This is a genomic window from Blastococcus sp. SYSU D00820 (assembly GCF_054050695.1).
Genome location: NZ_JBJGZW010000018.1, coordinates 1 through 25,907, shown reverse-complemented (window position 1 = coordinate 25,907; position 25,907 = coordinate 1). Strand labels below are relative to the sequence as shown.

At 75.2% G+C, this 25,907-nt stretch carries 30 protein-coding genes; 14 read left to right on the top strand and 16 right to left on the bottom strand.

Annotated features, from left to right (window positions below):
• Positions 1 to 10: 10 nt before the first annotated feature.
• Positions 11 to 724, top strand: a complete 714-nt coding sequence (locus ACI79R_RS17385) for a TIGR03943 family putative permease subunit (protein WP_456574907.1) — start codon at positions 11 to 13, stop codon at positions 722 to 724.
• 63 nt (positions 725 to 787) lie between these two features.
• Here ACI79R_RS17385 and aztD read toward each other — a convergent pair whose 3' ends face one another.
• From aztD to aztB, 4 genes are read right to left on the bottom strand one after another with little or no spacing between them, the layout of a single operon-like run.
• The gene (gene aztD / locus ACI79R_RS17380) at positions 788 to 2,035 is read right to left on the bottom strand and encodes a zinc metallochaperone AztD (RefSeq protein ID WP_456574906.1); all 1,248 of its coding nucleotides are present in this window, start codon (positions 2,033 to 2,035) and stop codon (positions 788 to 790) included.
• A 45-nt stretch (positions 2,036 to 2,080) separates the two neighbouring features.
• Complete coding sequence (gene aztC / locus ACI79R_RS17375; protein WP_456574905.1) at positions 2,081 to 2,989, bottom strand: zinc ABC transporter substrate-binding protein AztC; 909 nt, start codon at positions 2,987 to 2,989, stop codon at positions 2,081 to 2,083.
• On the bottom strand, positions 2,986 to 4,200 hold the full coding sequence (locus ACI79R_RS17370) for a hypothetical protein (protein ID WP_456574904.1): 1,215 nt from the start codon (positions 4,198 to 4,200) through the stop codon (positions 2,986 to 2,988). Before ACI79R_RS17370 ends, aztC begins: the two co-directional genes overlap by 4 nt.
• 27 nt (positions 4,201 to 4,227) lie before the next feature.
• On the bottom strand, positions 4,228 to 5,043 hold the full coding sequence (gene aztB / locus ACI79R_RS17365; protein WP_456574903.1) for a zinc ABC transporter permease AztB: 816 nt from the start codon (positions 5,041 to 5,043) through the stop codon (positions 4,228 to 4,230).
• Between the two features lie 48 nt (positions 5,044 to 5,091).
• Between aztB and aztA the strand changes: the two genes are divergently transcribed.
• Positions 5,092 to 5,742: a zinc ABC transporter ATP-binding protein AztA gene (aztA, locus tag ACI79R_RS17360; RefSeq protein ID WP_456574902.1), complete on the top strand. Its 651-nt coding sequence runs from the start codon at positions 5,092 to 5,094 to the stop codon at positions 5,740 to 5,742.
• A 49-nt stretch (positions 5,743 to 5,791) separates the two neighbouring features.
• Here aztA and ACI79R_RS17355 read toward each other — a convergent pair whose 3' ends face one another.
• The 6 genes from ACI79R_RS17355 to ACI79R_RS17330 form a co-directional block, all read right to left on the bottom strand.
• Positions 5,792 to 6,814 (bottom strand): metal ABC transporter solute-binding protein, Zn/Mn family, encoded by a 1,023-nt coding sequence (locus ACI79R_RS17355; protein ID WP_456574901.1) that lies wholly within the window; start codon positions 6,812 to 6,814, stop codon positions 5,792 to 5,794.
• 127 nt (positions 6,815 to 6,941) lie between these two features.
• Positions 6,942 to 8,561, bottom strand: a complete 1,620-nt coding sequence (locus ACI79R_RS17350) for an ABC-F family ATP-binding cassette domain-containing protein (protein WP_456574900.1) — start codon at positions 8,559 to 8,561, stop codon at positions 6,942 to 6,944.
• 39 nt (positions 8,562 to 8,600) lie between these two features.
• Entirely contained in the window at positions 8,601 to 8,822 is a 222-nt protein-coding gene (locus ACI79R_RS17345) for a hypothetical protein (RefSeq protein WP_456574899.1), read from the bottom strand.
• A gap of 107 nt (positions 8,823 to 8,929) precedes the next feature.
• On the bottom strand, positions 8,930 to 9,361 hold the full coding sequence (locus ACI79R_RS17340; protein WP_456574898.1) for a DUF1801 domain-containing protein: 432 nt from the start codon (positions 9,359 to 9,361) through the stop codon (positions 8,930 to 8,932).
• Positions 9,362 to 9,370: 9 nt separating this feature from the next.
• A complete protein-coding gene (locus ACI79R_RS17335) occupies positions 9,371 to 9,496 on the bottom strand; it encodes a hypothetical protein (protein ID WP_456574897.1) in 126 nt (41 codons plus the stop codon).
• Between the two features lie 31 nt (positions 9,497 to 9,527).
• Positions 9,528 to 10,154 (bottom strand): class I SAM-dependent methyltransferase, encoded by a 627-nt coding sequence (locus ACI79R_RS17330; RefSeq protein ID WP_456574896.1) that lies wholly within the window; start codon positions 10,152 to 10,154, stop codon positions 9,528 to 9,530.
• 18 nt (positions 10,155 to 10,172) lie between these two features.
• Between ACI79R_RS17330 and ACI79R_RS17325 the strand changes: the two genes are divergently transcribed.
• Together ACI79R_RS17325 and ACI79R_RS17320 are read left to right on the top strand one after the other, a co-directional pair.
• Positions 10,173 to 10,712, top strand: a complete 540-nt coding sequence (locus ACI79R_RS17325) for a GNAT family N-acetyltransferase (protein WP_456574895.1) — start codon at positions 10,173 to 10,175, stop codon at positions 10,710 to 10,712.
• A gap of 29 nt (positions 10,713 to 10,741) precedes the next feature.
• Positions 10,742 to 11,803, top strand: coding sequence for a winged helix DNA-binding domain-containing protein (locus tag ACI79R_RS17320; RefSeq protein WP_456574894.1), 1,062 nt, complete (start codon positions 10,742 to 10,744; stop codon positions 11,801 to 11,803).
• A 16-nt stretch (positions 11,804 to 11,819) separates the two neighbouring features.
• Here ACI79R_RS17320 and ACI79R_RS17315 read toward each other — a convergent pair whose 3' ends face one another.
• Positions 11,820 to 12,308 (bottom strand): hypothetical protein, encoded by a 489-nt coding sequence (locus tag ACI79R_RS17315; RefSeq protein WP_456574893.1) that lies wholly within the window; start codon positions 12,306 to 12,308, stop codon positions 11,820 to 11,822.
• Positions 12,309 to 12,430: 122 nt separating this feature from the next.
• Between ACI79R_RS17315 and ACI79R_RS17310 the strand changes: the two genes are divergently transcribed.
• The gene (locus tag ACI79R_RS17310; RefSeq protein WP_456574892.1) at positions 12,431 to 12,817 is read left to right on the top strand and encodes an MmcQ/YjbR family DNA-binding protein; all 387 of its coding nucleotides are present in this window, start codon (positions 12,431 to 12,433) and stop codon (positions 12,815 to 12,817) included.
• 22 nt (positions 12,818 to 12,839) lie between these two features.
• Here ACI79R_RS17310 and ACI79R_RS17305 read toward each other — a convergent pair whose 3' ends face one another.
• From ACI79R_RS17305 to ACI79R_RS17290, 4 genes are all read right to left on the bottom strand, one after another.
• Positions 12,840 to 13,796, bottom strand: coding sequence for an ABC transporter substrate-binding protein (locus ACI79R_RS17305; protein ID WP_456574891.1), 957 nt, complete (start codon positions 13,794 to 13,796; stop codon positions 12,840 to 12,842).
• A gap of 80 nt (positions 13,797 to 13,876) precedes the next feature.
• A complete protein-coding gene (locus tag ACI79R_RS17300) occupies positions 13,877 to 14,326 on the bottom strand; it encodes a nitroreductase family deazaflavin-dependent oxidoreductase (RefSeq protein WP_456574890.1) in 450 nt (149 codons plus the stop codon).
• Between the two features lie 10 nt (positions 14,327 to 14,336).
• Positions 14,337 to 15,599: a glutathionylspermidine synthase family protein gene (locus tag ACI79R_RS17295; protein WP_456574889.1), complete on the bottom strand. Its 1,263-nt coding sequence runs from the start codon at positions 15,597 to 15,599 to the stop codon at positions 14,337 to 14,339.
• Positions 15,600 to 15,606: 7 nt separating this feature from the next.
• Positions 15,607 to 15,996, bottom strand: a complete 390-nt coding sequence (locus ACI79R_RS17290) for a hypothetical protein (RefSeq protein WP_456574888.1) — start codon at positions 15,994 to 15,996, stop codon at positions 15,607 to 15,609.
• Positions 15,997 to 16,111: 115 nt separating this feature from the next.
• On the opposite strand from ACI79R_RS17290, the gene ACI79R_RS17285 reads away from it, so the two are divergent.
• The 4 genes from ACI79R_RS17285 (at position 16,112) to ACI79R_RS17270 (ending at position 20,498) form a co-directional block, all read left to right on the top strand.
• Positions 16,112 to 17,734: a helicase HerA-like domain-containing protein gene (locus ACI79R_RS17285; RefSeq protein WP_456574887.1), complete on the top strand. Its 1,623-nt coding sequence runs from the start codon at positions 16,112 to 16,114 to the stop codon at positions 17,732 to 17,734.
• A gap of 94 nt (positions 17,735 to 17,828) precedes the next feature.
• On the top strand, positions 17,829 to 18,674 hold the full coding sequence (locus tag ACI79R_RS17280; RefSeq protein WP_456574886.1) for a formate/nitrite transporter family protein: 846 nt from the start codon (positions 17,829 to 17,831) through the stop codon (positions 18,672 to 18,674).
• Positions 18,675 to 18,743: 69 nt separating this feature from the next.
• Positions 18,744 to 19,667 carry a KPN_02809 family neutral zinc metallopeptidase gene (gene ypfJ, locus ACI79R_RS17275; RefSeq protein ID WP_456574885.1) on the top strand — a complete coding sequence of 308 codons (924 nt, stop codon included), beginning with the start codon at positions 18,744 to 18,746 and terminating at the stop codon, positions 19,665 to 19,667.
• A gap of 12 nt (positions 19,668 to 19,679) precedes the next feature.
• Complete coding sequence (locus ACI79R_RS17270; protein ID WP_456574884.1) at positions 19,680 to 20,498, top strand: enoyl-CoA hydratase/isomerase family protein; 819 nt, start codon at positions 19,680 to 19,682, stop codon at positions 20,496 to 20,498.
• Here the strand turns inward: ACI79R_RS17270 and ACI79R_RS17265 are convergent.
• Positions 20,495 to 21,334: a siderophore-interacting protein gene (locus ACI79R_RS17265; RefSeq protein WP_456574883.1), complete on the bottom strand. Its 840-nt coding sequence runs from the start codon at positions 21,332 to 21,334 to the stop codon at positions 20,495 to 20,497. The genes ACI79R_RS17270 and ACI79R_RS17265 overlap by 4 nt on opposite strands.
• A gap of 363 nt (positions 21,335 to 21,697) precedes the next feature.
• Here ACI79R_RS17265 and ACI79R_RS17260 point away from each other — a divergent pair, with 363 nt between their 5' ends.
• The 5 genes from ACI79R_RS17260 to ACI79R_RS17240 all read left to right on the top strand — a co-directional run bounded on the left by ACI79R_RS17260 (position 21,698) and on the right by ACI79R_RS17240 (position 25,624).
• Positions 21,698 to 22,558 (top strand): hypothetical protein, encoded by an 861-nt coding sequence (locus ACI79R_RS17260; RefSeq protein WP_456574882.1) that lies wholly within the window; start codon positions 21,698 to 21,700, stop codon positions 22,556 to 22,558.
• Positions 22,559 to 22,561: 3 nt separating this feature from the next.
• Entirely contained in the window at positions 22,562 to 23,089 is a 528-nt protein-coding gene (locus tag ACI79R_RS17255) for a phage holin family protein (protein ID WP_456574881.1), read from the top strand.
• A gap of 37 nt (positions 23,090 to 23,126) precedes the next feature.
• Positions 23,127 to 23,831, top strand: a complete 705-nt coding sequence (locus ACI79R_RS17250) for a DUF3618 domain-containing protein (RefSeq protein ID WP_456574880.1) — start codon at positions 23,127 to 23,129, stop codon at positions 23,829 to 23,831.
• 186 nt (positions 23,832 to 24,017) lie between these two features.
• Positions 24,018 to 24,410 carry a response regulator transcription factor gene (locus ACI79R_RS17245; RefSeq protein ID WP_456574879.1) on the top strand — a complete coding sequence of 131 codons (393 nt, stop codon included), beginning with the start codon at positions 24,018 to 24,020 and terminating at the stop codon, positions 24,408 to 24,410.
• Positions 24,407 to 25,624: a sensor histidine kinase gene (locus ACI79R_RS17240; protein WP_456574878.1), complete on the top strand. Its 1,218-nt coding sequence runs from the start codon at positions 24,407 to 24,409 to the stop codon at positions 25,622 to 25,624. Before ACI79R_RS17245 ends, ACI79R_RS17240 begins: the two co-directional genes overlap by 4 nt.
• Positions 25,625 to 25,907 lie beyond the last annotated feature (283 nt).

Genomic DNA, 25,907 nt, shown 5'->3' with positions numbered 1-25,907 from the left:
CGTGGACCGGATGACCCAGCACGCCGTCCTCCTGCTGCTCGGCGCCTACGTGCTGCAGGTGGGCCTGACCGACGCCCACCTGGCCTACGTGCAGGGCGGCTTCCGCCCGTTCCTGCTGATCGCCGCGGTCGTCCTGCTGGCCGTGGGGCTGCTCGGGATCGTGCGGTCGTGGCGGCGCAGCCGGGCCCGGGCAGACGAGCACGACCACGGGCACGGCGCGCCCCGGGTCGCCTGGCTGCTGGTGCTGCCGGCCCTGGTGCTCGCCCTGGTGGCCCCACCCGCCCTCGGCTCGTTCACCGTCGCCCGGCAGACCCAGGCGGCGCCTCCGGAGCCGGAGAGCGCACCCGTGGCCTACCTGGGAGAGAACGACCCGGGCGAGGACCACCGCACGCTCCCGCTGAACAACTACCGGCTGCGCGCGCTGGCCGAGGACACCTCGGTCCTGGAGGGCCGGCTGGTGCGGCTGACCGGCTTCGTGTCGCCGCGCGACGGGGGCGGCTGGTACGTCAGCCGGATCGCCATCAGCTGCTGCGCCGCCGACGCCCTCGGCATCACCGTCGTGGTGGACGGCGACCGCGGCGACCTGCCGCCCGACCAGTGGGTCGAGGTGATCGGCCGCTACGCGCCGCCGCAGCCGCACCCGGTCGCCGGCTATCCCGAGGCCGTCATCGAGCCGGTGTCGGTGACCCGCATCGACCCCCCGGCCGACACCTACGAGGGCTGACCGGCCCAGGGCTCCCCACGGCGTCGACCGCGGGGAGCCCCGGACCGGCTGTCGCCGTCGCGATCAGCCGGTGACGACGGCGATCTCGATCGGGGTCACGCCCAGCTCACCGGTGGCCAGCACCTCACCGGTGGCCAGGTCGACGGCGTGGACGGCGCCGGCGGCCGGCTCGGTGACGTAGGCGATGCCGTCGGAGATCCGCAGCGCCGGGTGCGGGTCCTGCCACTCCTCGGGCCCCTCCCAGGCCGCCACCACCGGATGGCTGGCGAGGAGCGCTCCGGTCTGCTCGTCGAACAGGTGCAGGCTCCCGTCGGTGCCCAGCACCACCGCCTCGCCCTGCGGCCCGCGGCCCAGGTCCCGGAACGTGTAGGCGACCCCCTCGGGCAGCGGCACGACCTGCATCCGGTCGGCCGAGGTGTCGATCAGCGCGATCTGGTCGAGCAGGTACCCCTCGGCGTCGGGGTCGTCCCGGTAGTCACCGAGGGCCACCGGCGAGTCCTCGGTGGTGAACACGTTGCCGACCCGGCCGAACTCGTCGGGGGCGGTCAGCTTGAGGAACTCCCCGTCGTAGACCAGGACGCCGTCCTCGCAGCCGAAGACCGCGACCTCGCCGGCCACCGTGCCCTCGCCGTGCACGCCCGGACAGTCCTCGGCCCGGGCCACCTCGGCGCCCGAGGGGTCGAGCACGCGCACCCCGCTGCGGAACTCCTCGTCGCCGAGCGTGGCCAGCAGCGTGCCGTCCTCCAGCTCGATGGCCACGCCGTGGTGGGCCTCCTCCGATGTCCACGACCGCGTCTCGGGCAGTCCCTCGGCGTCGAGGAGGTCGTCGGTGGCGAACGAGGTGATGTCGCCGGTGCCATCGGCGAACAGCACCGTCCGGCCGCCGTGCACGACGACGTGCCCGGCCTCCTCGGCCGGGAAGACGTCGTCGGTGAGCTCCGACTCGCCGGTGTAGGAGGTGCCTCCCGCGGTCCAGGTGCCGGTGTCGAGCACCTGGAACCCCTCCTCGGTGGTCACCAGGACGTGCCGGCCGTCCCCGGCCGGGTTGACCCGCAGGAACCCGTCCTGCGCGTGGTCGCCGACCACCTCGAGGGTGGTGGCGTCCAGCACCAGCACACCGCCGTCGTAGGTGAGGGCGAGCCGGGGCTGCGGCGCGGGCACCTCCTGCGCGGACGAGGCGGCAGAGGTTCCGGCGGAGGCGGAGGCCGCGGGTGCGGCGTCGGAGTCGGCAGCCGAGGAGCAGGCGGCCATGAGCAGGCCGGCGGCACCGAGGGCGGCCAACCGGAGGGGCGACGGTCGATCGGTTCTCATGCCGGCCAGCCTAATGGGAATGATTCTCATTATCGTCAACGGGTGTCACCGGATCCCCGCCACGATGTCGTCGGTGTTGGCCCGCATCATCTGCAGGTAGGTCTCGGCACCGCCGCCCTCGGCGGTCAGCGACTCGGTGAACAGCGGGACGACGGCCACATCGAGACCCGCCTGCTCGGCCAGCACCTGCACGAGGCGGTCCGGCTGCGACGCGTCGGCGAACACCGTGCGCACCCCCGCCTCCCGGACCGCCGTCGCCAGCTCGTCGAGGTCGCTGGCGCTGGGCGAGGCCAGCGTCGAGCCGCTGGGGATGACCGCACCCACGACGGTGAACCCGAACCGGTCGGCCAGGTAGCCGAACACGTGGTGGTTGGTGACCAGGTACCGGCGGTCGGGTGGGACGCGCGCCAGCTGCCCGGCCATCCACTCGTCGAGTGCGGCGACCTCGGCGCGGTAGCGGTCCACCGCGGCGGCGAGCTCGCCGGGGTCGAGGCCCCCGCTGTCCTGGAGGGCGTCCGCCAGCCCGTCGACCACCGCGAGCATCTGCCGGGGATCGGTCCAGAAGTGGGGATCGACCCCCGACTCCTCCTCGGTGCTCCACTCCACCGGCTCGACGAAGCTCCCCGCCTCCACGACGGGCACGCCGTCCTCGCGGGCGGCGTCGACGTGGGCGGCCACCCCCTCCTCCAGGCCCAGGCCGTTGGCGACCAGGAGATCGGCGCCACGCATCCGGGCGGCCTCCTGCGCCGACACCTCGAACGAGTGCGGATCGGCACCGGGGGGCATCAGCACCAGCACCTCCGCCTGGTCCCCCACCAGCTCACCGACGACGTCGCCCAGGATGTTGGTGGTGACCACCACCAGCGGCCGGTCGTCGGCGGCGGCGGCCCCGCACCCCGTCGACGCGGCGAGGGCCATCAGCGAGGCGGCGAGGACCGCCGTCGCCCGCCTCATCGCCCGGTCTCCGCGAGGTGGGCGGGCGCGACCTCGGTGAGGAAGGTCCGGGCCACCCGCGCGCCGTCGGCGTAGTCGATCTCCAGGAGCCGGTTGCCCGCGGGGTCGTTGACGTACGCGCGGTCGGCGTCGACCTGCAGGTCGACCTCCTCGAGCCGGTCGACGGGGAGCAGCGGCTCGGTGGCCACCGTCGCCCCGTCCCCGGGGGTGAGGACGACGACCCGTCCGGCCGCGTCGACGCCCACCACCCGGTCCTCGTCGTCGTCGGCCGCCACCGCGTGCACCCACGGGGTGCCGGTGGGCACCAGCTGCCAGGTGCGGGCCCGGCTGTCGAGCACCCAGACACCACGCTGACCGGCGGGCGCGGCCACGGCCGGCCGGCCCGGCCGGTTGGCGAGGACGGTGGCACGGTCCTCCGCGGCGACCGGCTCGGGGTACGGGATGCGCTCGAAGCCGATGCCGTCGTCGTCGCCCGTGGCGAGCACCGCGCCGTCGGCACAGGAGACGACCACCCCGACCCGGGTGGGATGCCCGCCCCGGGGATCGGCGCACGGGACCTCGGCGCCGGCCAGGGGCTCGCCGTCCGCGTCGAGGGCGACGACGGATGCGGCCGTCGTGGCGACCAGCCGGTTCCCCAGCGGCACCAGGGCACCGTCGTGCGGCTCCCCGGTCACCCGCGCGAGCTCCTCCACCCGGCCCTGCCCCAGGGCGGCGCGGTCGAGCACCACACCCGTGCCGGTGGCCGGCGAGAAGAGCGTCGTCACGGTCTCCGAGGACGCCGCGCGGACCTCGCCCGACCAGTCCAGCGCGCCGACCACCCGGGCCGGCGCCCGGTAGTAGTGCACGTGGTCGCCGTGGTCGACCGTCCACGTGCCGGTGTCGACGACGGTCAGCTCGCCGGCGGGCTCCGACGCGGCGAACAGGAAACGCCCGTCCGTGGCCACCGCGGCGACGCCACCGACCGACCCCAGCGCGGCCGGCTCCCCGGTGAGCAGGTCGAGGGTGTGCACCGCTCCCCCGTCGTCGAGGTAGGCCAGTTGCAGCTGCGGCTCGCCCAGCTCTGCCGCGCCGGCGACGTAGCCGTGGGCCTCGGTGGTGGTCGCGGCCGGATCCGCACCGGCGTCGGAGGCGGCGCAGGCGGTGAGCAGCAGCGAGCCGGCGAGCGCGCCGGCGGCACGGCGCACCGGCCACCGGCGGGAGGAGCAGGACATGGTTCTCCAGACGTCGGGACGGAGGGATCAGCGCGGGATCGCGGCACGCACCGCGATCGAGACGCCCACCAGGGCGACCGCGCACAAGGCGATCGAGGCACCGCCGGCGGTTCCGGCGTGCCAGGACAGGAGCAGGCCGGCGACCACGGCGACGGCGCCGAACCCGGCACCCAGGGCCATGGTCGGAGGCAGCCGGCGCGTCCACTGGCGGGCCGCCGCGGCCGGGGCGAGCAGGAGCGCGACGACCAGGAGGGTGCCGAGCGCCTGGTACGACGTGACGACGGCGGCGGTCACCAGGAGCACCATCGCGACGTGCGCCGGCCGGGGGCGCAGCCCGAGGGTGGCCGCGGTGCGGGGATCGAAGGCGAGCCCCACGAACGGCCGGTGCAGCAGCGCCGTGGCACCGACCAGGCCGACCATGGCGGCCGCGAGCAGCACCAGGTCGGCGGAGCGGATGGCGAGGACGTCGCCGAAGAGGATCGCGGTGACGTCGGTCGCGAAGGACCGCGACCGGGAGACGATCGCGACCCCCAGGGCCAGCATCCCGACGAACAGCAGCCCGATGGACGTGTCGTGGGAGAAGCCGCCGCGCCGGGACAGCACGCCGACCCCGACGCTCATGACGCCGGCGCTGACCGCCGCGCCGACCAGCGGCGGCCAGCCCGCCAGCACCGCCACGGCGACGCCGGGGAGCATGCCGTGGGACAGCGCCTCACCGAGGAAGGCCATCCCCCGGACCACCACCCAGGTGCCGACCACCGCGCAGGTGACGGCGGCGAGCACCGCCCCGAGGAGGGCCCGCTGCATGAAGGGGACGACGAACGGATCGAACAGCCAGGCCACGGGAGGACCCTACTGGGAACGATTATCACTATCGTTAAGGTGGGTCCCATGACAGCGTCAGCCCTGGCCGTCCGCGACCTCACCGTCCACCGGGGCAGCACGGTGGCCCTCGAGGAGCTGACCGCCGAGCTCCCGCCCTGCTGCGTGACCGCGCTCGTCGGGCCCAACGGCGCCGGCAAGTCGACGCTGCTGGACGTGCTCGCCGGCGTCCTGCGCCCGACGTCCGGGTGCGTCGCGCGTCCCGAGGGGCTGAGCGTCGCGTACGTGCCCCAGCACAGCGGCGTGCGCGCGGACCTCCCGGTCACGGTCGCCGACACCCTCGCCATGGGGCGCTGGCGCGAGCGCGGCCCGTGGCGGCGGCTGCGCCGGGAGGACCGGGACCTGGTCGCCGAGTGCGCCGCCCGGCTCGGGCTGACCGCGCTGCTCGACCGTCCGCTGTCCGCCCTCTCCGGGGGTCAGCGCCAGCGGGCGCTCGTCGCCCAGGGGCTGATCGCCCGTGCCGACGTCCTGCTCGTCGACGAACCGACCGCGGGGGTCGACGCCGCCACCCAGCTGGTCGTGCTGGAGGCCCTGGCGAGCGAGGCGGCGCGCGGCGCCGCGGTCGTGCACGCCACCCACGAGCCGGCGGCCGTCGAGTGCGCCGACCGGGTGCTCGCCCTCGCCGCCGGGCGCGCGGCGCAGGCCGTCGGAACCGGCTGAGCCTCCCAGCAGCCCCCGCCGACGCCTGGCGCCGGCGGGGGCCGGCGCGTCAGGCGCCGAGAGCCTCGGACAGCGACCGCAGCTGCGCCAGCTGCCAGTCCACGAACGAGGCGTCGTCGTCGGGCACCGACTCGGTGACCTCGACGACCGGCACGCCGGCCTCCTCCGCGGTCGCCCGCAGCTGCTCGGGCACGCCGCCCTCGGTCTGGGTGTTGTAGACGAGGACGTCGATCTCCCCGGCACGGAGGGCGCTCTCGAAGTCCGCCACGTCGCCCGGGGAGGGGTCGCTCTCGTTGCTGGCCGCGTCGCGGTAGCCCTCCGGCGTCGCGTCGGTGAGCCCGACCGCCTCGGCCATGTAGTCGAACACCGACTCGGTGGCCGCGTAGCTGCGACCGCCGGCCGCCGTCCGCAGCGACTCGATCTCCTCGAGGTAGGGGGCCAGCTCCTCCTGCCAGGCCGCGGCCTGCTCGGCGAAGTAGTCGGCGGCGTCCGGCGACAGCTCGCGGAGCTCGGCGGTCACGGCCTCGGCGGCCTGCTGGACGTACTCCGGGGAGTACCAGATGTGCGGGTTCACCCCGCCGTGCCCGTGGCCGGCCTCCTCCTGCTCGGTTTCGTGCCCCTCCTCCGCCTCGTGCCCCTCGTCCTCGTGCTCCTCGGACTCGATGCCGGCCACCTCGGCGAGGTCGAGGACCACCGGGGCCGGATCGACGTTGCCCGCGGCGTCGGCCGCCCAGTGGTCGTAGTCGGCGCCGTTGAGCACCACGAGCCGGGCCTCCTCGAAGGCGGCGATGTCGCCGGCGGTCGGATCGAAGTCGTGCGGGTCGACGGCGATCGAGCTGATCACGGTGGTGACCGACGCGCAGTCCCCGCCGAGGGCCTGCACGACGTCCCCCCACTGCCCCACGGACACGACGACGTCGACGACCTCGCCCGGGCAGGCGTCGGCGTTCCCGCCGCTGGTGGTGGGGCCCGTGGACTCGCCCCCGCCTCCGCAGGCGGCGAGGACGAGCGAGGCGGCGCCCACCAGGGCGACGGTGGCGGGACGGGTCGGGCGGCGCATCAGGTACTCCAAGTGGGCACGGTAATCATTCTCATTGTCATCATGCCCCATGGCCCGACGTACGCGGCACGCGGGCGCCCCCCGTCCCTCCGGCCGTCGATCCAGCGGCCCCGCGCCGCCGTCCCCCCGCCAGCCGGCGTCAGCGGGCGCGCGCCACCCGCGCCTCGTCGAACACCGGCTCGGCCGACTCGTAGACCCTGCCGTCGGACCCGAACACCAGGAACCGGTCGAAGGACCGGGCGAACCAGCGGTCGTGCGTCACCGCCAGGACGGTGCCGTCGAACGCGGCCAGCGCCTCCTCCAGCGACTCGGCCGACAGGACGTCGAGGTTGTCGGTGGGCTCGTCGAGCAGCAGCAGCGTGGCTCCGGACAGCTCCAGCATCAGCACCTGGAACCGTGCCTGCTGGCCGCCCGACAGCGTGCGGAACGGCTGGTCGCCCTGCTCGGCCAGGCCGTACCGGCGCAGCGCGGCCATGGCCCGGCCGCGGTCGACGCCCGGCCGGCCGGGCTCGCCGTGCCACAGCAGGTCGACCGGCGTCCGGTCCTGCCACTCCGGGTGGGCGTGGGTCTGCGCGAACAGGCCGGGGACGACCCGCGCGCCGAGCCGCCAGCTGCCGGTGTGCGCGACGTCCTGGCCGGCCAGCAGCCGCAGGAAGTGCGACTTGCCCGCGCCGTTCGCGCCGAGGACGCCGACGCGGTCGCCGTACCAGATCTCGACGTCGAACGGCCGCATGAGCCCGGTGAGCTCCAGCTGCTCGGCCATCACCGCCCGCACCCCCGTGCGCCCGCCGCGCAGCCGCATGGAGACCTTCTGCTCCGGCGGGCGGTCCGGCGGCGGGCCGGCCGCCTCGAACTTCGCCAGCCGGGTCTGCGCGGCGGAGTACCGCGAGGCCATGTCCGGGGAGTTGGCCGCCTGCTGCTGCAGCGTGCGCACCAGGTCGACCAGCCGCTGGTGCTCCTCCTCCCAGCGCCGCCGCAGCTCGGCCAGCCGCTCGTGCCGCGCCGTCCGGGCCTCGGGATAGCTGCCGAAGCCGCCGCCGTGCACCCACGCCGTCCCGCCCTCGACGGTGACCACCCGGTCGGCGACGCGGGCCAGCAGCTCGCGGTCGTGGCTGACGAACAGCACCGTCTTGCGGGTCTCCAGCAGCCGCTCCTCCAGCCAGCGCTTGCCCGGCACGTCGAGGTAGTTGTCCGGCTCGTCGAGCAGCAGCACCTGGTCGGGGCCGCGCAGCAGCGCCTCCAGCGCCAGCCGCTTCTGCTCCCCGCCCGACAGCGTGGACAGCTCCCGGTACTTGCACCGCTCGTAGGGCACGCCGAGCGCGGCGACGGTCACGGTGTCCCAGGTGACCTCGGCCTCGTAGCCGCCGGCGTCGCCCCACTGACCGAGCGCGTCGGCGTAGGCCAGCTGCGCGGGCTCGTCGTCGGTCTCCATCAGCGTGAGCTCGGCGGTCTCGACGGCGTCCCACGCCGCCCGCACCGCCGGCGGGGAGAGGTCGACGAGGAACCGCTGCACCGTCGTGGCGTCGCGCACCGAGCCGATGAACTGGCGCATCACCCCGAGGCCGCCGCTGCGGGCGACCGCGCCGGCCTCGGGCACGAGGTCGCCGGCGACGATCCGCAGCAGCGTCGTCTTCCCCGCGCCGTTCTCCCCGACCAGCGCCGCGCGGGCGCCCTCGCCGACGCGGAACGAGACGTCGTCCAGCAGCACCCGCCCGTCGGGGAGGGTGTGCCGGATCCCGCTGACGTCGACGAAGCCCACCCGGTCATCCTCCGGGCCGGGGCAAGCGCATTCCGGCGGTCAGGCCTCCGACTGCAGCCGGGCCCGGGCCAGCCGCTCGACCAGCTCCGGCAGCGCGGTCGCCGGCACGCCGCTGAGGTCGCGGCGGCAGCTGCGGACGACCCTGCCGATCACCTGGGGTCGCAGCCGGGCACGGAACTCCTCGGTCAGCCGCACCACGGCCTGGTCCACCGCCGGGTCGACGGTCGGGTCGTCGAGGGTCGCGCACAGTGCTCGGCTCATGCCCTGGGGCCTCCGGTGAGTTCACGGTGGGGCGGTCGCTGCGCCCTGGCCGGAACACCGTCTCCCGCCGTCGGCGCTCGGACCAGGGACCAAGGGCCCCCCGCCGGTCAGCCGGGGAAGTAGCCGTTGCGGCCCTCGCCGGTGGCCGCCCAGGCGTCGCGCACGAGCGCCGCCAGCTCCCCGGTGTCGACCGCGGCCAGCGACGGGAAGCGCACGCAGCTCTTGCCGCACGACACCCGGCCCAGCCGGGCCGCGCGGGACTCGGCGAGGTAGGCGCCGTCGACGACGGCGGAGACGTAGAGCGACAGGTGGCGCTTCTGCGGCGCCAGGGCGATCACCGGCCAGCGCGTGGCCACCTTCGCCGAGCGCGGCCGGTAGGGCAGCAGGCCGTAGCCCAGCATGCTGCCGGCGCCCATCGGCACCAGCTCGCGGTCGATGCCCGGGACGGCGGCCGTCACCAGCTCGTCGACCCGGCGCAGCTCCTCCTCGCGCGGGCCGGCCGCGGCGAACCAGGCCTCGATCTCCTCCGGCGCGCTCATCCGGCCTCCTCAGCCCAGGGCGAGCGAGAGCACCGTGGCCCCGGCCGCCAGCAGCATCGCCAGGACGATCACCGCCGCCACCAGCCGGCGGCGTCGCTCGGCGTCCGGCCCCCCGGCTCCACCCATCCCCATCACGCCCACGACGCTACCGCCGGGAACCGACGGTTCAGGCCGGGCGGCGCCCCAGCAGCAGGGTGTCCAGCGCGGTTCCGGCCGGGGTCTCCCGCGGCACCTGGGCCAGCCGCTCGACCGCCAGGCCCGTCGCGACCGGCGTCAGCCGCGCGACGCTGTGCAGGATCGCCGGGTCCTGCGGGCCGCCGACGCCGTGCTCGACGTTGTCGACGTCGTGGCCGAGCACCAGCAGCCGGCCGCCCGGCGCCAGCCAGCCGGCCGCGCGGGCGAGGAGCTCTTCGAGGTCCGGCGGCGGCAGGTGCAGGTAGGCGACGAGCACGAGGTCGACGGCGGCACCCGGGCCGGGCCAGGTGGTGACGTCGGCGGTCACCCAGTCGACCGCGTCGGCACCGGGCCGGGTGCGGCCGCGGGCCAGCCCGGCGGCCGAGAAGTCGACCGCGGTGACCCGCCAGCCGCGCGCGGCCAGCCACAGCGCGTGCCGCCCCTCCCCCGCCGCCAGGTCCACCGCGGTGCCCGGCGGCAGGTCGGCCAGCAGCTCGGCGACCAGTGCGTTCGGCTCCGCCGACCACTGCCGCTGCTCGGCGTAGCGGGCGTCCCAGTCCTCGGCGCGCATGTCGGGATGCTCCCAGCCCGCGGCCGCGGAGGTGCAGCCGGCGGGCACCGGCGGCAGGGTGGCCGGGTGGACGACGGAGCGGCCGTGCGGCTGGTGCCCTTCGAACCCGAGCTGCTGCTCGCCGTCCTCCCCTGGTTCGACGATCCCGAGGTGCAGCGCCGCCTCGGCGGCCGGGAGTGGCCCGAGCGCGAGCTGGCGCTGCGCACCACCCGCGCCTACGACGAGTTCCGCGGCCGCCGGGTGCTGCGGGCGCACAGCTTCGTCGCCCTGGACGCCGGCGACCGCCCGGTGGCGCTCGTCGGCGGCGACGTCTACGACCGGTGGACGGTCTGGGACCCGGCCACCGAGCAGGTCACCGCCACCACGATGCGCCGCACCATGGGCCTGGCCTACGCCGTCGACCCGGCCCGCCGGGGCCGGGGATACGGCCGGGCCGCGCTGCGGGAGGTGGTCCGGGCACCGGAGACCGCCGACGTCGAGCAGTTCGTGCTGGGCATCGAGCCCGACAACACCGCGAGCCTGCGCATGGCCGCCGCCGCGGGCTTCACCCCGCTCACCACCGAGCCGGACGCGGAGGACATGGTCTACCTCGCCCGGGACCGCTGACCGTCACCGCCTCCTGCCAGGCTGGGCCGGTGACCGAGCTCGCGCTGCTGCGACTGGTGGCCCAGGGGCTGGCCGGCCCGCCGTCGCCGACGGCGGCCGGCACGGTGCAGGCGCTGACCTGCGTGCAGGCCCAGGACCTCCCCGGTGCGCTGACCTCGGTGGCGCTGCGCACCGCGGGCCGCTCGCGGGCCGACGTCGTCGCCGCCCTGGACGACGGCAGCGTGGTCCGGTCCTGGCCGATGCGCGGCACGCTGCACCTGCTGCCCGCCGGCGACCTGCCCTGGTTCCTCGAGCACTGCGCCTCGCGGGTGGCGCGGGCGACCGCCACCCGGCGCGCGCAGCTCGGCCTCACCGCCGCCGACGAGGAGCGCGCGGCCGCGGCGGCGGTCGAGGCGCTCGCCGGTGGCCGCCGGCTGGGCCGCCGGGCACTGCTGGGCCGGTTCGCCGAGGCCGGCCTCGACGTCACCGGGCAGCGGGGCCCGCACCTGCTCGGGCACCTGGCGGTCACCGGGTTGCTCTGCCTCGGCCCGATGGCCGGCCGCGAGCAGGCGTTCGTGCTGCTGGCGGAGTGGGTCCCCGCGCCGCGCCGGCTCGGCCGGGACGAGGGGCTGGCCGAGCTCGCCGTCCGGTTCCTCACCTCGCACGGGCCGGCCACCGACGCCGACCTCGCCCGGTGGAGCGGCCTGACCCTGCGCGACGTCCGGGCCGGCATCGCCGCCGTCCGGGCCGGGCTCGCCGCGGTCGAGGTCGACGGGCGCGAGCACCTCATGGCACCGGACCTGCCCGACCGGCTGGCCGCCTGCCGCGCCGAGGCCGAGGGGGTGTTCCTGCTGCCCGGCTTCGACGAGTTCGTGCTCGGCTACGCCGACCGCGGGTTCACCATGCCGGCGGCCCACGCCGACCGGATCGTGCCCGGCGGCAACGGCATGTTCCGGTCGACGGTGGTGGCCGGTGGCCGGGTGGTCGGCACGTGGCGGTGGGCGGGCTCCGGTGCCCGCCGGCGGGTGGACGTCGAGCCGTTCGAGCCGCTGCCGGCCGCGCTCGCCGCGGCGGTCGCCGAGCACGCGGCCCGGCTGCCCGCGCCGTCGTGAGGGGGGCGGAGCGGGGTCAGCGGGAGAACAGCCGGGCGAGGAAGCCCTTCTTCTCCGGCTCCCAGCCGGCCGAGGCCAGCAGGTCGAACAGCGGCTGCTTGATCCGCGAGGTCTCGAACGAGTAGCTCCAGGTCTGCCCCGGCTGCCCGTGCGAGGTGGCCGACAGCGCCGCGCCGCCGCCCCACGACTTGCCGAAGGTCTTCCCCTTGAAGGTGGACCGGGAGCTCGAGAAGCCGATGCTGCCGTCGCTGCGCAGGCCGCCGGAGCTGCGGCCCGAGGAGCGCCGCTCGGTGAAGTCGTAGGTGCCCGACGCCTCGTCGAGGGTGACGGTGATCGAGTAGTCCTCGTCGATCGTCCCGCCGGCGACCAGGTTCGAGTAGCTGACGTCGGCGATGTCCCAGGTGCCGACCACCTCGTTGCCCTGGCAGGAGTAGGTGAACGGCTGGCCGGGCCGGTTCAGCTCGGCGGTGATGCGGGCGCAGGTCTCGGGGATGCTCAGCGGCACGGGACACACCTCGGCACGGTCGTCGGGACGGGCCTGCCAGTCTCCCGGGGCCGGGTCCTCCGGACCAGGACGGCGTGCGCGGCCCCGCCCCGCGGGCGCGGCCGGCCCACCATGCTGACGGCATGGCCGCCGACTGGACCGACGAGGAACGCGCTGCGGTGCAGGCGCGGGTCCGCGCCCTCGCCCACCTGCCCGGTGTCGAGGCGGAGGAGACCGCGGGGCACACCGGCTTCGCCGTGCGGGGCCGGCGGTTCGCCTGGCTGCAGGTGGACCACCACGGCGACGGCCGGCTGGCCCTCGTCGTCAAGGCACCACCGGAGGAGGGCCGGGCCCTCCTGGCCTCCCGACCGTGCTGGTTCGTGCCCGCGTACCTGGGCTCCCGCGGATGGGTGGGCGTCGACCTCTCCCCCGGCTCCGGCGCGGACTGGGACGAGGTCGCCGAGGTGCTCGACCAGGCCTGGCGCGGGGTCGCCCCGAAGCGGCTCCGCGCCGAGCGCGACCCGGCCTGACCGGCAGGCCGGGTCGCGGAGCTCAGAGCTGCCCGGCGAAGGTCTCCAGGTCGTCGAGCACCAGCCCGGCGCCGAGCGGGCCGAGCCCGAGGAACCAGCGGTCGTCCTCCACCGGGATCGCGCGGTCCTGCTGCACCGCGGTGAGGTTCTGCCACAGCCCCCCACCGGTGACCTGCTCGGCCAGGCGCCGGCCCTCCTCGCCGTAGCCCGAGTAGAAGACCAGGTCGCCCTCGGCCTGGGCGAGCTGCTCCTGACCGATCTCCACGAAGAAGTCGTCGACCTGCTGCACCGGCGGGCGGCCGAAGCCCGCATCGGCCAGGACGGTGCCGATGAACGACCCGGCGCCGTAGAGGCGGATGCTGCTGCCGTCGATGAAGCGCACGACGCTCACCTCGGTGCCGGCCGGGTCGCCGAAGAGGGCCCCGACCTCCGCCGCCCGCTCCTCGTGCTCGGCCAGCAGCTGCTCGGCCTCGTCGCTGCGGCCGAGGGCCTCGCCGGCCAGCAGGAGGTTCTCCTTCCAGGTCACGGCGATGTTCTCGGCCATGACCGTCGGCGCGATCGCGGCCAGCTGCTCGTAGATGGCCTCGTGCCGCACCGTGTTGGAGAGGATGAGGTCCGGCTCCAGCCCCGCGATCGCCTCCAGGTCGGGTTCGGCGATCGTGCCGACGTTCTCGATGTCGGCCGGATCGACGCCGGCCGCCTCGACGAAGCCCGGCAGCTCGTCGCTGACGTCGGTGCGGACGGCGCCGACCGGCGTCACCCCGAGCGCCAGGACGGCGTCGAGCTCCCCGGTGTCGAGCACGACGACGCGCTCCGGAGTGCCCTCGATCTCCGCCGTCCCCATGGCGTGCGCGACCGACCGCGTCTCCGCCGTCGCCGTCGACGAGGCCGACGACCCCGCCTCGGCCGATCCGCAGCCGGCGAGCACCAGCCCCGCCCCCAGCAGCGCCACGGTGCGCCGCCGTCCCGACCCCAGCACGTGTTCCTCCGTCCTCCCGCCGGCACGTCCGGCGGGTACGGAGGAACTTAGGGCAGGCTCTCCTCAGTCGATCACGGGGGTCAGGAGGCCTTGCGCTCCACGAGGAAGACCGGGATGACCCGGTCGGTCTTCTCCTGGTACTCGGCGTAGGGCGGGTAGGCGGCCACCCCGCGCTCCCACCACTCGTCGCGCTCGGCACCGGTGATCTCGCGCGCGACGCCGTCCCACGGCTCCGGGCCGTCCTGCACGGTGATCTGGTCGGGGTGCTTGCGCACGTTGGCCACCCACGCCGGGTCGGTCGGCGCACCGCCCATGGAGCCGAACATGGCGTAGACGCCGTCCTTCTCCACCTTCATGAGCGGCTGCTTGCGCACCTTGCCGCTCTTGGCGCCGCGGGTCCAGAAGATGACCACGGGCATGCCGGTGTCCATGAGGGTGTTCGCCTCGCGGCCACCGGAGGCCTCGTAGCGCTCCACCTGGTCGCGGACCCACTGCTGCGGACTCGGTTCGTACTCCCCTTCGAGCGGCATGCCCCCGAACCTAGGCGGGGCGGCGCCCGCCCGCGCGCCGGGGACCGGCCGGCTGCGCGTCGATGGTGTGCGGCACGAAGTAGCTGAGGTTGTCGGTGATCAGCCCGTCGCTCTCCCGGATGCCCAGCCCGGCGGGCTCCCCGTCGACGACCCACGCGCCGAGCACCGGGTGGTGCGGGCCGTCCACGCCGGGGAAGTCCGGCAGCGGCGCGAACTCCTGCACGACGAACCCCTCGGTGCCGTAGCCGCCGGGCAGCTCGACCAGCACGTCGCCGTCCCGGACGATCGCCACGTTGGCGCCCTCCCGGCCCCACAGCGGCTTGCGCACGTAGGTGCGCCAGCTCGACGGCGCCTCGTCGGCGAAGTACGCCGGCAGCAGCAGCTCGGAGAGGACGGGGTCGCTGCCGTACATCTGCCAGAGCACCGGCAGCAGCGCCTTGGTGCTCCACAGCATCTTGTAGGCCGGCTCGACCCAGGTGGTGCCGCCCGGGCGGGCGGCGTCGGCGAGCACGGCCGGGCCGAACTCGTCCTCGATCAGCCACTCCCAGGGATAGAGCTTGAAGACGACGTCGAGGTGGCGGCCCTGCGGGTCGTAGAAGCGGCCGTCGCCGTCGTCGAGCGCGATGTCCTCGACCAGCAGCTCGATCGCCTCGTACCCGGCCTGGACGACGGTGTCCATGAGGTAGGCGATGGTCATCCGGTCCTCGCCGGAGGTCTCCTCGCTGGTCCACGCCAGGTGCACGCGCGGGCGGACGGCGGTGCGCCGCTCCCAGCGGGTCAGGTTCCGCTGCCAGGCGGCCACCAGCCGCTCGTGCAGCGCGTTCCACTGGTCGGCGCCCTGGCCGGTGAACAGGTGCCAGTTCCACTGGGTGACCGCGGACTCGACCAGCCCGGTGGGGGTGTCGGCGTTGAACTCCAGCAGCTTGGGCGGGCCCTGCCCGTCGTAGCGCAGGTCGAAGCGGCCGTAGACGCTGGGCGGCTCGGCCTCCCACGTCCGGCGGATCTCCGGGCGGGCCATCGGCGGGATGCCCATCCGGTCGAACAGGTCGCGCTCGATGACGTGGTCGCCGGCCGCCTCGCACATCGAGAACAGCTGGGCGACCCAGCCCTCCAGTCGCTCGACCTCGGCCATCGTGAAGTCGTAGTAGGGGCCCTCGCGCCAGTAGCTGCGCTGCTCCCCGCCGGGCAGGTGGGTGCGGTTGTAGACCAGGCCCGAGGCCTCGATCTCGGCCTCCCAGCCGGGACGGACGACACCGCCCTCGACGCGCCGCACGCCGTCCTCAGCCGCCGACGCTGCTGCCGGGGCGCACGCCCGAGCCCGAGCCCAGCCCGCCGGTCACCCGGGTGCCGCCGGTGACCTTCCCGGTGGCCGGCAGGCCGGCGTTGCGGCGGGCGGTGGTGTCCCGCGGGTCGATGCGGGTGCCGCCGCTGGGCAGCACCGTACCGACGGGCAGGCCGGACCGGAAGCCGCCGAGGTAGAGGAAGAACAGGCCGCCGCCGTTGTAGCCGTCGTCGCAGTAGTCGTCGTCGACGATCTCGCCGTCCTCGTTGGTGCAGTAGGCGACCTGCTCGTCGTCGGAGTCGGTGCCGCAGCCGGCGAGGAAGCCGGTCGCGGCGGTCGCCAGCACCGTCGTGGTCAGGGCACTGCGGATGCGGTTGGAGACCGCCATGGACCTCTCCCCGGCTCGGTGGTGTCCCCCGACCCTAGATCGCCCGGGCACGCGGGTGCCCGGGTCCGGTCCGGCGGGCCCTGCGGAGGAGCCGGGCAGCCGCTACCGTCGCCGGGTGGCCGAGCCGACCGGACCCGACGACGCCGTCGCGCGGATCGCGGCCGGGTACGCGACCAGCGGCCCCGCGCTGGAGCTCGGCTCGGTCGTCCACGGCGGGCGGCCGCACCCCGGGGCCGCCGTCCGCCTGCCGCTGGCCATGCTCAACCGGCACGGCCTGATCGCCGGCGCCACCGGCACCGGCAAGACCCGGACGCTGCAGCTCATGGCCGAGCAGCTCTCGGCCGCCGGCGTGCCCGTGGTGGTCGCCGACCTCAAGGGCGACCTCGCCGGGCTGGCCCGGCCGGGGGTGGACGGCGACCGGATCCGGCAGCGCGCGGCCGACACCGGCGACGAGTGGGTGCCGACCGGCTTCCCGGTCGAGTACCTGGCGCTGGGCGGGCTCGGCACCGGGGTGCCGGTGCGGGCGACGGTCACCGACTTCGGCCCGGTGCTGCTGGCGAAGGTGCTCGGGCTCAACGCCACGCAGGAGAGCTCGCTGGGCCTGGTGTTCCACCACGCCGACGCCGCGGGGCTGCCGCTGCTCGACCTGGCCGACCTGCGCGCGCTGCTCACCTGGCTGGTGTCCCCGGAGGGGAAGGCGGAGCTGCGGGGCATCGGGGGACTCTCGGGATCGACCGCGGGCGTCATCCTGCGCCAGCTCGTGGCGCTGGAGGACCTCGGCGGCGACGTCTTCTTCGGGGAGCCGGCCTTCGCGCCCACCGACCTCATCCGGACCGCCCCCGACGGCCGCGGCGTCATCAGCGCCGTCGAGCTGCCCGCCGTCCAGGACCGGCCGGCGCTGTTCTCGACCTTCCTCATGTGGCTGCTGGCCGAGCTGTTCGAGGAGCTGCCCGAGGTCGGCGACCTCGACCGGCCGAAGATCGTGTTCTTCCTCGACGAGGCGCACCTGCTGTTCACCGGGGCCAGCAAGGCCTTCCGCGAGGCGGTCACCCAGACCGTCCGGCTGATCCGCTCCAAGGGCGTCGGCGTCTTCTTCGTGACGCAGAACCCGGCGGACGTCCCCGGGCCGGTGCTGGGGCAGCTCGGCAACCGGGTCCAGCACGCGCTGCGCGCCTTCACCCCCGAGGACGCCGACGCGCTGCGCAAGACCGTGCGGACCTTCCCCCGCAGCGAGGACTACGACGTCGCCGAGCTGCTGACCTCGCTCGGCACCGGCGAGGCCGCGGTCACCGTGCTCACCGAGCGGGGCGTACCGACTCCCGTGGCCTGGACCCTGCTGCGCGCGCCGCGCGCGCACCTGGGCACCGTGGACGCCGCGGCGATGGCCGCGGCCGTGGCCGCCTCGCCGCTGCAGGCCCGGTACGGGACGGCGGTCGACCGGGAGTCCGCCCGCGAACTGCTCGCCGCCCGGCTGGCGCCACCTCCCCCGCCACCTGCCGCCCCCGCACCCGCACCCGCACCCGCACCCGCACCCGCACCGTTGCCCAGCCCCTGGCCGGAGATGGAGCCCGGCTACCGGGTCGAGGACCCCGACGTGCCGGCCACCCCCCGCGGTGGCGACGTGGTGGGTGCGGTGCTGGGCAGCGACGCCTTCCGCGCGTTCGCCCGGTCGGCGGCGGCCACCCTGGGCCGGGAGCTGACCCGCGGGCTCTTCGGCACCCGGCGCCGCCGCCGGTGACCGCCCGCCCGGGCCCTCCGCCCGCCCGCCGGGCGGGACGCCTGGCGAGCCACTAGCGTCCGGGCCGACGACCGCTCCCCCGCCGGAGGCGCCGATGTCCGCCAAGCAGCCCGCCGAGGTCGCCCAGGCGGCCGCCGAGACCGGGGCCAAGAAGGTCCACCGCAGCTGGGACCGCGTGCTGGTCAGCGCCTTCCTCGCCGGCGCCTACATCTCCTTCGGCGCGCTGGTCGCGATCACCGTCTCCTCGGGCCTGGACTCCGACACGTGGGGCACGCTGCCCACCCTCTTCATGGGCGCGGCCTTCACCCTCGGCCTGGTGCTCGTGCTGATCGCGGGCTCCGACCTCGCGACCGGCAACATGATGCTGGTCCCGCTGTCGGCGATGAACGGCAAGATCACCGTCGGCGACGTCGTCCGCAACCTCACGCTGGTGCTGCTGGGCAACCTGCTCGGCGCGCTGTTCGTCGCCTACTTCCTCGCCGTCTCCACCGGCGTCATCGGCGACCCCGACAGCACCGGCAACGCCGGGCTGACCTTCGCCCGGCTGTCCGAGATCGCCGACGGCAAGGTGCACCACACCGCGTGGGAGACCTTCCTGCGCGGCGTCGGCTGCAACTGGCTGGTCTGCCTGGCGGTGTGGATGTCGCTGGCGGCCACCAGCGTCTCGGGCAAGGTGCTCGCCGTCTTCTTCCCGGTGATGGCGTTCGTGGCGATGGGCTTCGACCACGTCGTGGCCAACATGTTCTTCCTGCCCGCCGCCCTCGCCGCCGGCGTGGAGGGGGTCGGGTGGGGCGACACGCTGGTCAACTGGCTGCTCGCCGGGGCGGGCAACCTGGTCGGCGCGGTCGTCTTCGTCTCCACGTCGTACTGGTACCTCTTCCTCAAGGACAGCCCCCGGGCCGTGCCGCAGGCCGGTGCGGAGTCCGCCGAGCGCGCCTGAGGTCGCGGCACCCCCGCCGGCGATGGCACCGTCGGCGTGCACACCGACGACAGCGGAGGGCCCCGGTAGATGAGGTACAACGAGCGCGCCGACCTGGACACGTCGGCGATCTCCGACCGCCGGCGCGGTGGCGGCGGGCTCGGCGGGGGCCGCGGCCTGGCCGTCGGCGGCGGCGGGCTCGGCGTCGTGGGTCTGCTGGTCGTCGTCCTCATCCAGGTGCTCGGTGGCGGGGGCGGCGGAACCGGTTCCACCCTCGGAGGGCTGGCCGGCCTGGCCGAGCAGGGCGGGACGGCGGACAACAGCGAGCTCGAGCAGGAGTGCCGCACCGGCGCCGACGCCAACGACTCCGTCGAGTGCGCGGTGGTCGCCGACGTCGAGTCGATCCAGGACTACTGGCGCCAGGCGCTGGGCTCGGACTACCGCGAGACGCAGACGGTGTTCTTCTCCGGCAACGTCTCGACCGGCTGCGGCAGCGCCTCCAGCGGCACCGGGCCCTTCTACTGCCCGGCCGACGAGCTGATCTACATCGACCTGTCCTTCTTCGACCAGCTGCGCACCCAGTTCGGCGCCGCGGGCGGGGCCTTCCCCAACGCCTACGTCATCGCCCACGAGTACGGCCACCACGTGCAGCACCTGCTGGGCACCAGCAGCCAGGTGGACCACTCCCAGAGCGGGCCGGAGAGCGGCAGCGTGCGGCTGGAGCTGCAGGCCGACTGCTTCGCGGGGGCCTGGGCGCATCACGCCGAGACGGTGCCCGACGACTCCGGTCAGCCGCTGATCGCCGACATCACCGACGACGACATCGCCCGGGCCCTCGACACCGCCGGCCGCATCGGCGACGACTTCATCCAGCAGAACCTGGGCGGGGGCAGCGTCGACGAGGGCAGCTTCACCCACGGCTCCTCCGAGCAGCGGCAGCGCTGGTTCACCATCGGCTACGAGACCGGCGACCCGCGCCGGTGCGACACGTTCTCCACCGACGACCTGGGCTGATAGAGAGAGCCCATGCCCTCTGACGCCCGCGCGCTCGTCCCGGGACCCCGCACAGCGGCCGGCCTCACCGTCTCCCGGGACGGCGCGGTGGCGGTGCTGACCATCGATCGGCCCGAGAAGCGCAACGCCATGACGGCGGGCATGTGGGCCGCGCTGCCCGGCGTCCTGGCCGGCATCGCCGACGACCCCGAGGTCCGGGTGCTCGTGGTGACCGGCCGCGGCAGCAGCTTCTGCGCCGGTGCCGACATCGCCGACCTCCTCGGCGGCCCGGACGAGGCCGATCCGATGGCCGAGCTGCGGCGGGACAACCTCGCCGCGCAGGCCGCGCTGCGCGAGTTCCCGCGACCGACCGTGGCGATGATCCGCGGGCACTGCATCGGCGGCGGTGTGGAGCTGGCCACCTGCTGCGACCTGCGGTTCACCGACGAGACCGGCCTGTTCGGCGTCACGCCGGCCAAGGTGGGCATCGTCTACACCCCCGAGTCCACCGGTGCGCTCATCGACCTGGTGGGGCCCTCGCTGACCCGGTACCTGCTCTTCAGCGGGGAACTGGTGGACGCGGACACGGCCCTGCGCACCGGTCTGGTCGACCGGCTGGTGCCGGCCGCCGAGCTCGAGGACGAGGTGCACCGGTTCGCCGGGGTGCTGGCCGGCCGGTCGGCGCTGACCCAGCGGTCGACCAAGGAGGTCGTCGCCGCGCTGCTGGCCGGCGGGGACGGGCAGGCGCAGGCGGCCCGCTGGTACCGGGAGACGATCCGCAGCGGGGAGCTGGCCGAGGGCGTCGCCGCCTTCGCCGAGCGTCGCCCGCCCTCGTTCCCCTGGCGTGGCTAGACCGCGACGCCCTGCTCGTCGGCCTCCACCGCGGCGTTCCACTCCGGCTTCTCGGCCTGCCAGCGGTCCTCGGTGCGACCCATCCGCCAGTAGCCGGAGACCGACAGCTGCTCCCGGGGCACGCCGAGATCGACGCGCAGCCAGCGGCGCAGGTCGCGGACGAACCCGGCCTCGCCGTGCACGAACGCGTGCACCGCACCGGCGGGCAGCTCCGCACCGCGGACGGCGGCCACCAGGGCGGTGCCCGGCGCGCCGTCCCGGTGCACCCAGACCAGCTGCGCGCCGGCGGGCACCGGGAGGTCCTGCTCCTCGGTCGCGTCCTCGACCTCGACGAAGACCAGCGCCGGCGCCCCGGCCGGCAGCCGCTCCATCGAGGCGGCGATCGCCGGCAGGGCCGACTCGTCGCCCACCAGCAGGTGCCAGTCGAACTCGGGGCTCGGCGAGTAGGCGCCGCCCGGGCCGAGCAGCTGCACGCGGTCGCCGGGCTGCGCGGCGGCCGCCCACGGACCGGCCAGGCCGGTGTCCCCGTGGAGGACGACGTCGAGGGTCAGCTCGCCGGCTGCGGCGTCCCACGCCCGCACGGTGTACGTGCGCAGCTGGGGCCACAGCTCCTGCGGGTGCTCGGCCTGCACGGCCTCGGCGTCGAAGGGGACGCCGTAGGGCGCGCCGGCCGGGGGCAGCTGCAGCTTGACGTAGGAGTCGGTGTGCTGCGGAGCGAAGCCGGCCAGGCCCTCGCCACCCAGGACCAGGCGCACCAGGTGGGGCGTCACCCGGGTGGAGCGCAGCACGGTGGCCACGCGGATGGTCCGCTTGCGGCGGGGGGCCGGCTCGGCCATGGGAGCTCCTCACAGGTCAGGGAAGGCTGACCTTACCTGGCGTCCGTGGCGGGTTGCGCCCACCGCCGTTTCCGCCGGTCGCGGCGGGGTATCCCCTCCCTCGCACGCCGGTGGCCCACCAAGACGCGGTGGGACGGCCCCGACCGGCTGCGCCGCACGCCGTGCGGTGTGCCGGGGGCCTTCCCACACCAGCCCAGGACGCGACGCCGCGTCCTCGGGCAACCGTGTCCGCAGGCCTGCACGGATGCGCCCGGTGCGCGCCTGACCACTCATGATGCGGCGACGACCGTCGATCCGACATGTGTGGGTGATCGCCAACTGGGTAGCGCCAGCCCTGACCACGACGAATGCCGAGGAGGACCGATGACTCACTCCATCGACACCCCGTTCCCGCCCCCTCCCGCCACCGGGACGGGTGCCACGAGCCCCACCGCGATGACGACCACCAGCAGCTCCCCGTCGACCGGCGACGTCGCGAAGGACGAGGCCCGCAACCTCGGCCAGACCGCCGCGCAGGCCGGCAGCCAGGTGGCCTCCACCGCGGCCGACCAGGCCCAGAACGTGGTGCAGGAGACGAAGTACCAGGCGCAGGACCTCATGGCCCAGGGCCGTGAGCAGCTGCGCTCGCAGGCCGTGAGCCAGCAGCAGAAGGCCGGGCAGAGCCTGACCTCGCTGGCCGAGCAGCTGCGCAGCATGGTCCAGGGCAACGCCCCGGCCCCCGGCCCGGCCCGCGACCTGCTGGAGCAGGGCGCCGGCAAGGTCGAGGAGTTCGCCAGCTTCCTGCAGAACCGGGAGCCGGCCGACCTGCTCGACGAGGTCCGCCGCTTCGCCCGGCGCCGGCCCGGAACCTTCCTGCTCGGCGCCGCGCTCGCAGGTGTCGTCGCCGGCCGGCTGACCAGCGGCGTCAAGGCCGCGCACACCGACTCCGGCCCGTCGACCAGCGGTTCGCAGTACCGGGTGCCCGAGACCGGCTACCCGGCGACGACGAACTACGTCGACCCGGCGCCGGCCTACTCCTCGGGGTACGCCACCACCGGTACGGCCACCACCGGCTACACCGAGACCGGCTACAGCGAGACCGGCTACACCGAGACCGCGACCACCGGCTCGCCGCTGCCGCCCCCGCCGTACGGGACGACGCCGCCGGCCGGCAGCGTCGTCCCGCCGACCACGCCCGCCGGCTGGGACGACCCCAGCCGGACGCCGGGCCACGGGGTGGGCTGACCGATGACCTCCCCCTACTCCGGCGCCACGCCGGCCGGGGCCACCGGCTACCAGGAGCAGCCGCCGGCCCCGGCCAACTACGCCGTCTCCCCTGACCAGTACGGCGCGCACAGCGGCGCCATGGGGACGCCGATGACCGACGAGGGCCGCCCCGACGTCGAGGGCACCTCGGTCGGCCAGCTGATGGGTGAGGTCGCCAAGGACCTCTCCACCCTCATGCGCCAGGAGCTCGAGCTGGCCAAGGTCGAGGTCAAGGCCGAGGCCACCAAGGCGGGCAAGGGCGCCGGGCTGATGGGCGCCGCCGGCTTCGCCGGCTACATGGTGCTGCTGTTCCTGTCGATCGCGCTGTGGTGGGCCCTGTCCCACCTGGTGGGCCACAGCTGGTCCGCGCTCATCGTGGCGGTCCTCTGGGGGATCGTCGGAGCCGTGGCCTTCGTGATGGGCCGCAACCAGCTCAAGCGGGTCAACCCCAAGCCCGAGCGCACCGTGGACACCCTGTCGCAGGTGCCCGGCGCGCTGAAGCCCAACTGACCACCGGCCCCGGCCCCCACAGCTAGGAGTTGAACAGATGACCACGAGCAACGACCCGGACGTCATCCGCCGGCAGATCGAGCAGACCCGCGCCGAGCTGAGCTACGACGTCGACGCACTCAACGAGAAGGTCAACCCCGCGCGCGTCATGGACCGGCGGGTCACCGCGGCCAAGGGCCGCATCACCCGAGCCAAGGAGAAGGTGATGGGGAGCGCTCACGACACCACCTCGACGGCGCAGTACCACGCGCACAACGCCGCCGGATCCGTGCAGAACGCCGCCTCCAACGCTGCGGGGTCGGTGCAGAGCGCCGCCTCCAGCGCCGCCGGAACGGTGCAGGGGGCCGCGCAGCAGGCCGCGACCGCCGTCCAGCAGGCACCGGACACCATCGTGCGCCAGACGCAGGGCAACCCCCTGGCCGCCGGGCTGATCGCCTTCGGGGTCGGCTGGCTGGTCTCCAGCCTGCTGCCGGCGACGGAGAAGGAGAAGCAGCTGGCCCAGCAGGCCGAGACCGCCGTCCGCGAGAACAAGGACACGCTCCTCCAGCCGGCCAAGCAGGTCGCGCAGGAGATCGGCCAGGAGCTCAAGCCCGCTGCGCAGCACGCCGTCGAGGAGGTCAAGTCCACGGCTCAGGACGCTGCCCAGACGGTCAAGGCCGAGGGCCAGTCCGCCGCGCAGGACGTGCAGGGCCAGGCCCAGTCGTCCAAGGAGACGGTGCAGAGCCAGGCCTCCAGCAGCTGACCTCGCTCAGCTGACCTCCCCCTGGGGAGGTCGCGTCACCGAGCCCCGCCGGGTCCGTCCCGGCGGGGCTCGGTGCCGTCCGGGGCCTCCCCTGGTCGGGTGAGGCCCGGCCGCGACCGGTCCAGCCGGGTACCGGCGCTGCCGTTGCTCCCGGGGACGACGCCACCGCACCCCGGGAGCCGCACCGTGCCGCAGGACGTACCTCCGCGCGTCCTCGTCGCCGACGACGAGGACGACATCCGCGAGCTGGTGACCGTGGCGGTGCGCCGCGCCGGCTGCACCGTGGTGGCCGCGCTCGCCGACGGGCCGTCGGCGCTGGCGGCCGCGCGCGCCGAGCTGCCCGACCTCGCCGTCCTGGACGTCTCGATGCCGGGGGCGACCGGACTGGACGTCTGCAGCGCCCTGCGGGCCGAGCCGGCCGGCGCCGGCGTGCGGGTGCTCCTGCTGTCGGCCGGGGCCTCCGCCGACGACGTCGCCCGCGGCCTGGCCGCCGGCGCCGACGCCTATCTCGCCAAGCCCTTCTCCGTCGCCGCCCTCGCCACCAAGGTGCGCGAGCTGACCGCGGAGGCCGGCGCGTGACCACCACCGACCTGTCGTCGCCGGCGGAGCTCGACGTGCTCCGGGCCGAGCTGGACCGGCTGCGGGCCGAGCGCGACGCGCTGGCCGCCCGGATGCAGCACCGCGACGAGGAGCTCGAGGTGGCCACGCGGATGCTGGCCGCCCGCGCGCAGACCATGACCAGCGTCATCGACGCGGTCACCGAGCAGTCGATCATCGGCACCGACCGCGACGGCCTCGTCCGCGTGTGGAACCCCGGCGCCGAGCGGCTGCTGGGCCTGCCACGCACCGCGGTGGTGCGGCGCCGGTCGATCACCGACTTCCACCTGCCCGAGGAGCTGGCCGAGGCCGGCGGCGCGCTGGACGCCCTGGTGCGGGTCGCCGCCGTGCAGGGCCGCGACGTCCGCGACTGGACGTACGTGGCCGCCGACGGCCAGGAGCGGACGGTGTCGGTCGCGGTCACGCCGCGCGCCGACGACAGCGGCGAGTTCGCCGGCTGGAACTTCGTCGGCACCGACGTCACCGAGGTGCGGGCGACCGAGCGGATGAAGGACCAGTTCGTGAGCCTGATCAGCCACGAGCTGCGGACGCCGCTGAGCTCGATCCTCGGCTACCTGGAGCTGGTGCTCGACGACCCCGACCAGCCGCTGACCGACGACCAGCGCCGGTACCTCACCACCGTGGAGCGCAACGCGCAGCGGCTGCTGCGGCTGGTCGGCGACCTGCTGTTCACCGCCCAGGTGGAGGCCGGCCGGTTCACCCTGCAGCCCGAGGCGGTCGACCTCGGCGACCTGCTGACGGCGACCGAGGAGACCGCCCGGGTGACCGCCGCGGCGGCCGGGGTGGCGATCGTGCTCGAGCTGCCGGAGGCGCCGATCGTCGTGCAGGGCGACCCCACCCGGCTCGGGCAGGCGTGCGACAACCTCGTGTCCAACGCGGTGAAGTTCACCCCGCGCGGCGGCCGGGTCACGCTGGGCCTGCGGACGGCGGACGCCGAGGGGCGCCCGGTCGCCGAGGTGACCGTGCGCGACACCGGCGTGGGCATCCCGGCCGGCGAGCAGGGGCAGCTGTTCACCCGCTTCTTCCGCGCCTCGACCGCCCGGCGCAACGCCGTCCCGGGTGTGGGGCTGGGGCTCACCATCACCAAGGCCATCACCACCGCCCACGGCGGCACGCTCGACGTGACCAGCGCCGAGGGGCAGGGCACGACCTTCACGCTCACCCTGCCCCGCTGAGCCGTCCAGGCGTTCCCGCGGAAACGCCTGGGCCGCCCGCGCTCCCCCGGGACCGCCCGCCGGGGGGTACCACCGGCGCGTCCTCGTGCTCTGCCCACCACCGGGGGCAGAGCACGAGGACGTCGCGGGGTCGTCGCCGTCCCCCGCGTTCCCGCGGGAACGTCGCGTGAGGCTTGCGGAACCGTTGCGGATCGCGGGCGGAGGGCCTGCGGTTGGCGGCTCAGAGTCGTCTGTGTCGCCGGGACACCCCGCCCCGGCCCCGCCCAAGGAGACACGGACATGA

Excerpts from the sequence above, each read along its gene's own strand:
- ACI79R_RS17385 (WP_456574907.1), top strand. The coding sequence starts at position 11 with ATGACCCAGCACGCCGTCCTCCTGCTGCTCGGCGCCTACGTGCTGCAG.
- aztD (WP_456574906.1), bottom strand. The coding sequence starts at position 2,035 with ATGAGAACCGATCGACCGTCGCCCCTCCGGTTGGCCGCCCTCGGTGCC.
- aztC (WP_456574905.1), bottom strand. The coding sequence starts at position 2,989 with ATGAGGCGGGCGACGGCGGTCCTCGCCGCCTCGCTGATGGCCCTCGCC.
- ACI79R_RS17370 (WP_456574904.1), bottom strand. The coding sequence starts at position 4,200 with ATGTCCTGCTCCTCCCGCCGGTGGCCGGTGCGCCGTGCCGCCGGCGCG.
- aztA (WP_456574902.1), top strand. The coding sequence starts at position 5,092 with ATGACAGCGTCAGCCCTGGCCGTCCGCGACCTCACCGTCCACCGGGGC.
- ACI79R_RS17345 (WP_456574899.1), bottom strand. The coding sequence starts at position 8,822 with ATGAGCCGAGCACTGTGCGCGACCCTCGACGACCCGACCGTCGACCCG.
- ACI79R_RS17340 (WP_456574898.1), bottom strand. The coding sequence starts at position 9,361 with ATGAGCGCGCCGGAGGAGATCGAGGCCTGGTTCGCCGCGGCCGGCCCG.
- ACI79R_RS17310 (WP_456574892.1), top strand. The coding sequence starts at position 12,431 with ATGGCCGCCGACTGGACCGACGAGGAACGCGCTGCGGTGCAGGCGCGG.
- ACI79R_RS17300 (WP_456574890.1), bottom strand. The coding sequence starts at position 14,326 with ATGCCGCTCGAAGGGGAGTACGAACCGAGTCCGCAGCAGTGGGTCCGC.
- ACI79R_RS17290 (WP_456574888.1), bottom strand. The coding sequence starts at position 15,996 with ATGGCGGTCTCCAACCGCATCCGCAGTGCCCTGACCACGACGGTGCTG.
- ACI79R_RS17280 (WP_456574886.1), top strand. The coding sequence starts at position 17,829 with ATGTCCGCCAAGCAGCCCGCCGAGGTCGCCCAGGCGGCCGCCGAGACC.
- ypfJ (WP_456574885.1), top strand. The coding sequence starts at position 18,744 with ATGAGGTACAACGAGCGCGCCGACCTGGACACGTCGGCGATCTCCGAC.
- ACI79R_RS17270 (WP_456574884.1), top strand. The coding sequence starts at position 19,680 with ATGCCCTCTGACGCCCGCGCGCTCGTCCCGGGACCCCGCACAGCGGCC.
- ACI79R_RS17265 (WP_456574883.1), bottom strand. The coding sequence starts at position 21,334 with ATGGCCGAGCCGGCCCCCCGCCGCAAGCGGACCATCCGCGTGGCCACC.
- ACI79R_RS17260 (WP_456574882.1), top strand. The coding sequence starts at position 21,698 with ATGACTCACTCCATCGACACCCCGTTCCCGCCCCCTCCCGCCACCGGG.
- ACI79R_RS17255 (WP_456574881.1), top strand. The coding sequence starts at position 22,562 with ATGACCTCCCCCTACTCCGGCGCCACGCCGGCCGGGGCCACCGGCTAC.
- ACI79R_RS17250 (WP_456574880.1), top strand. The coding sequence starts at position 23,127 with ATGACCACGAGCAACGACCCGGACGTCATCCGCCGGCAGATCGAGCAG.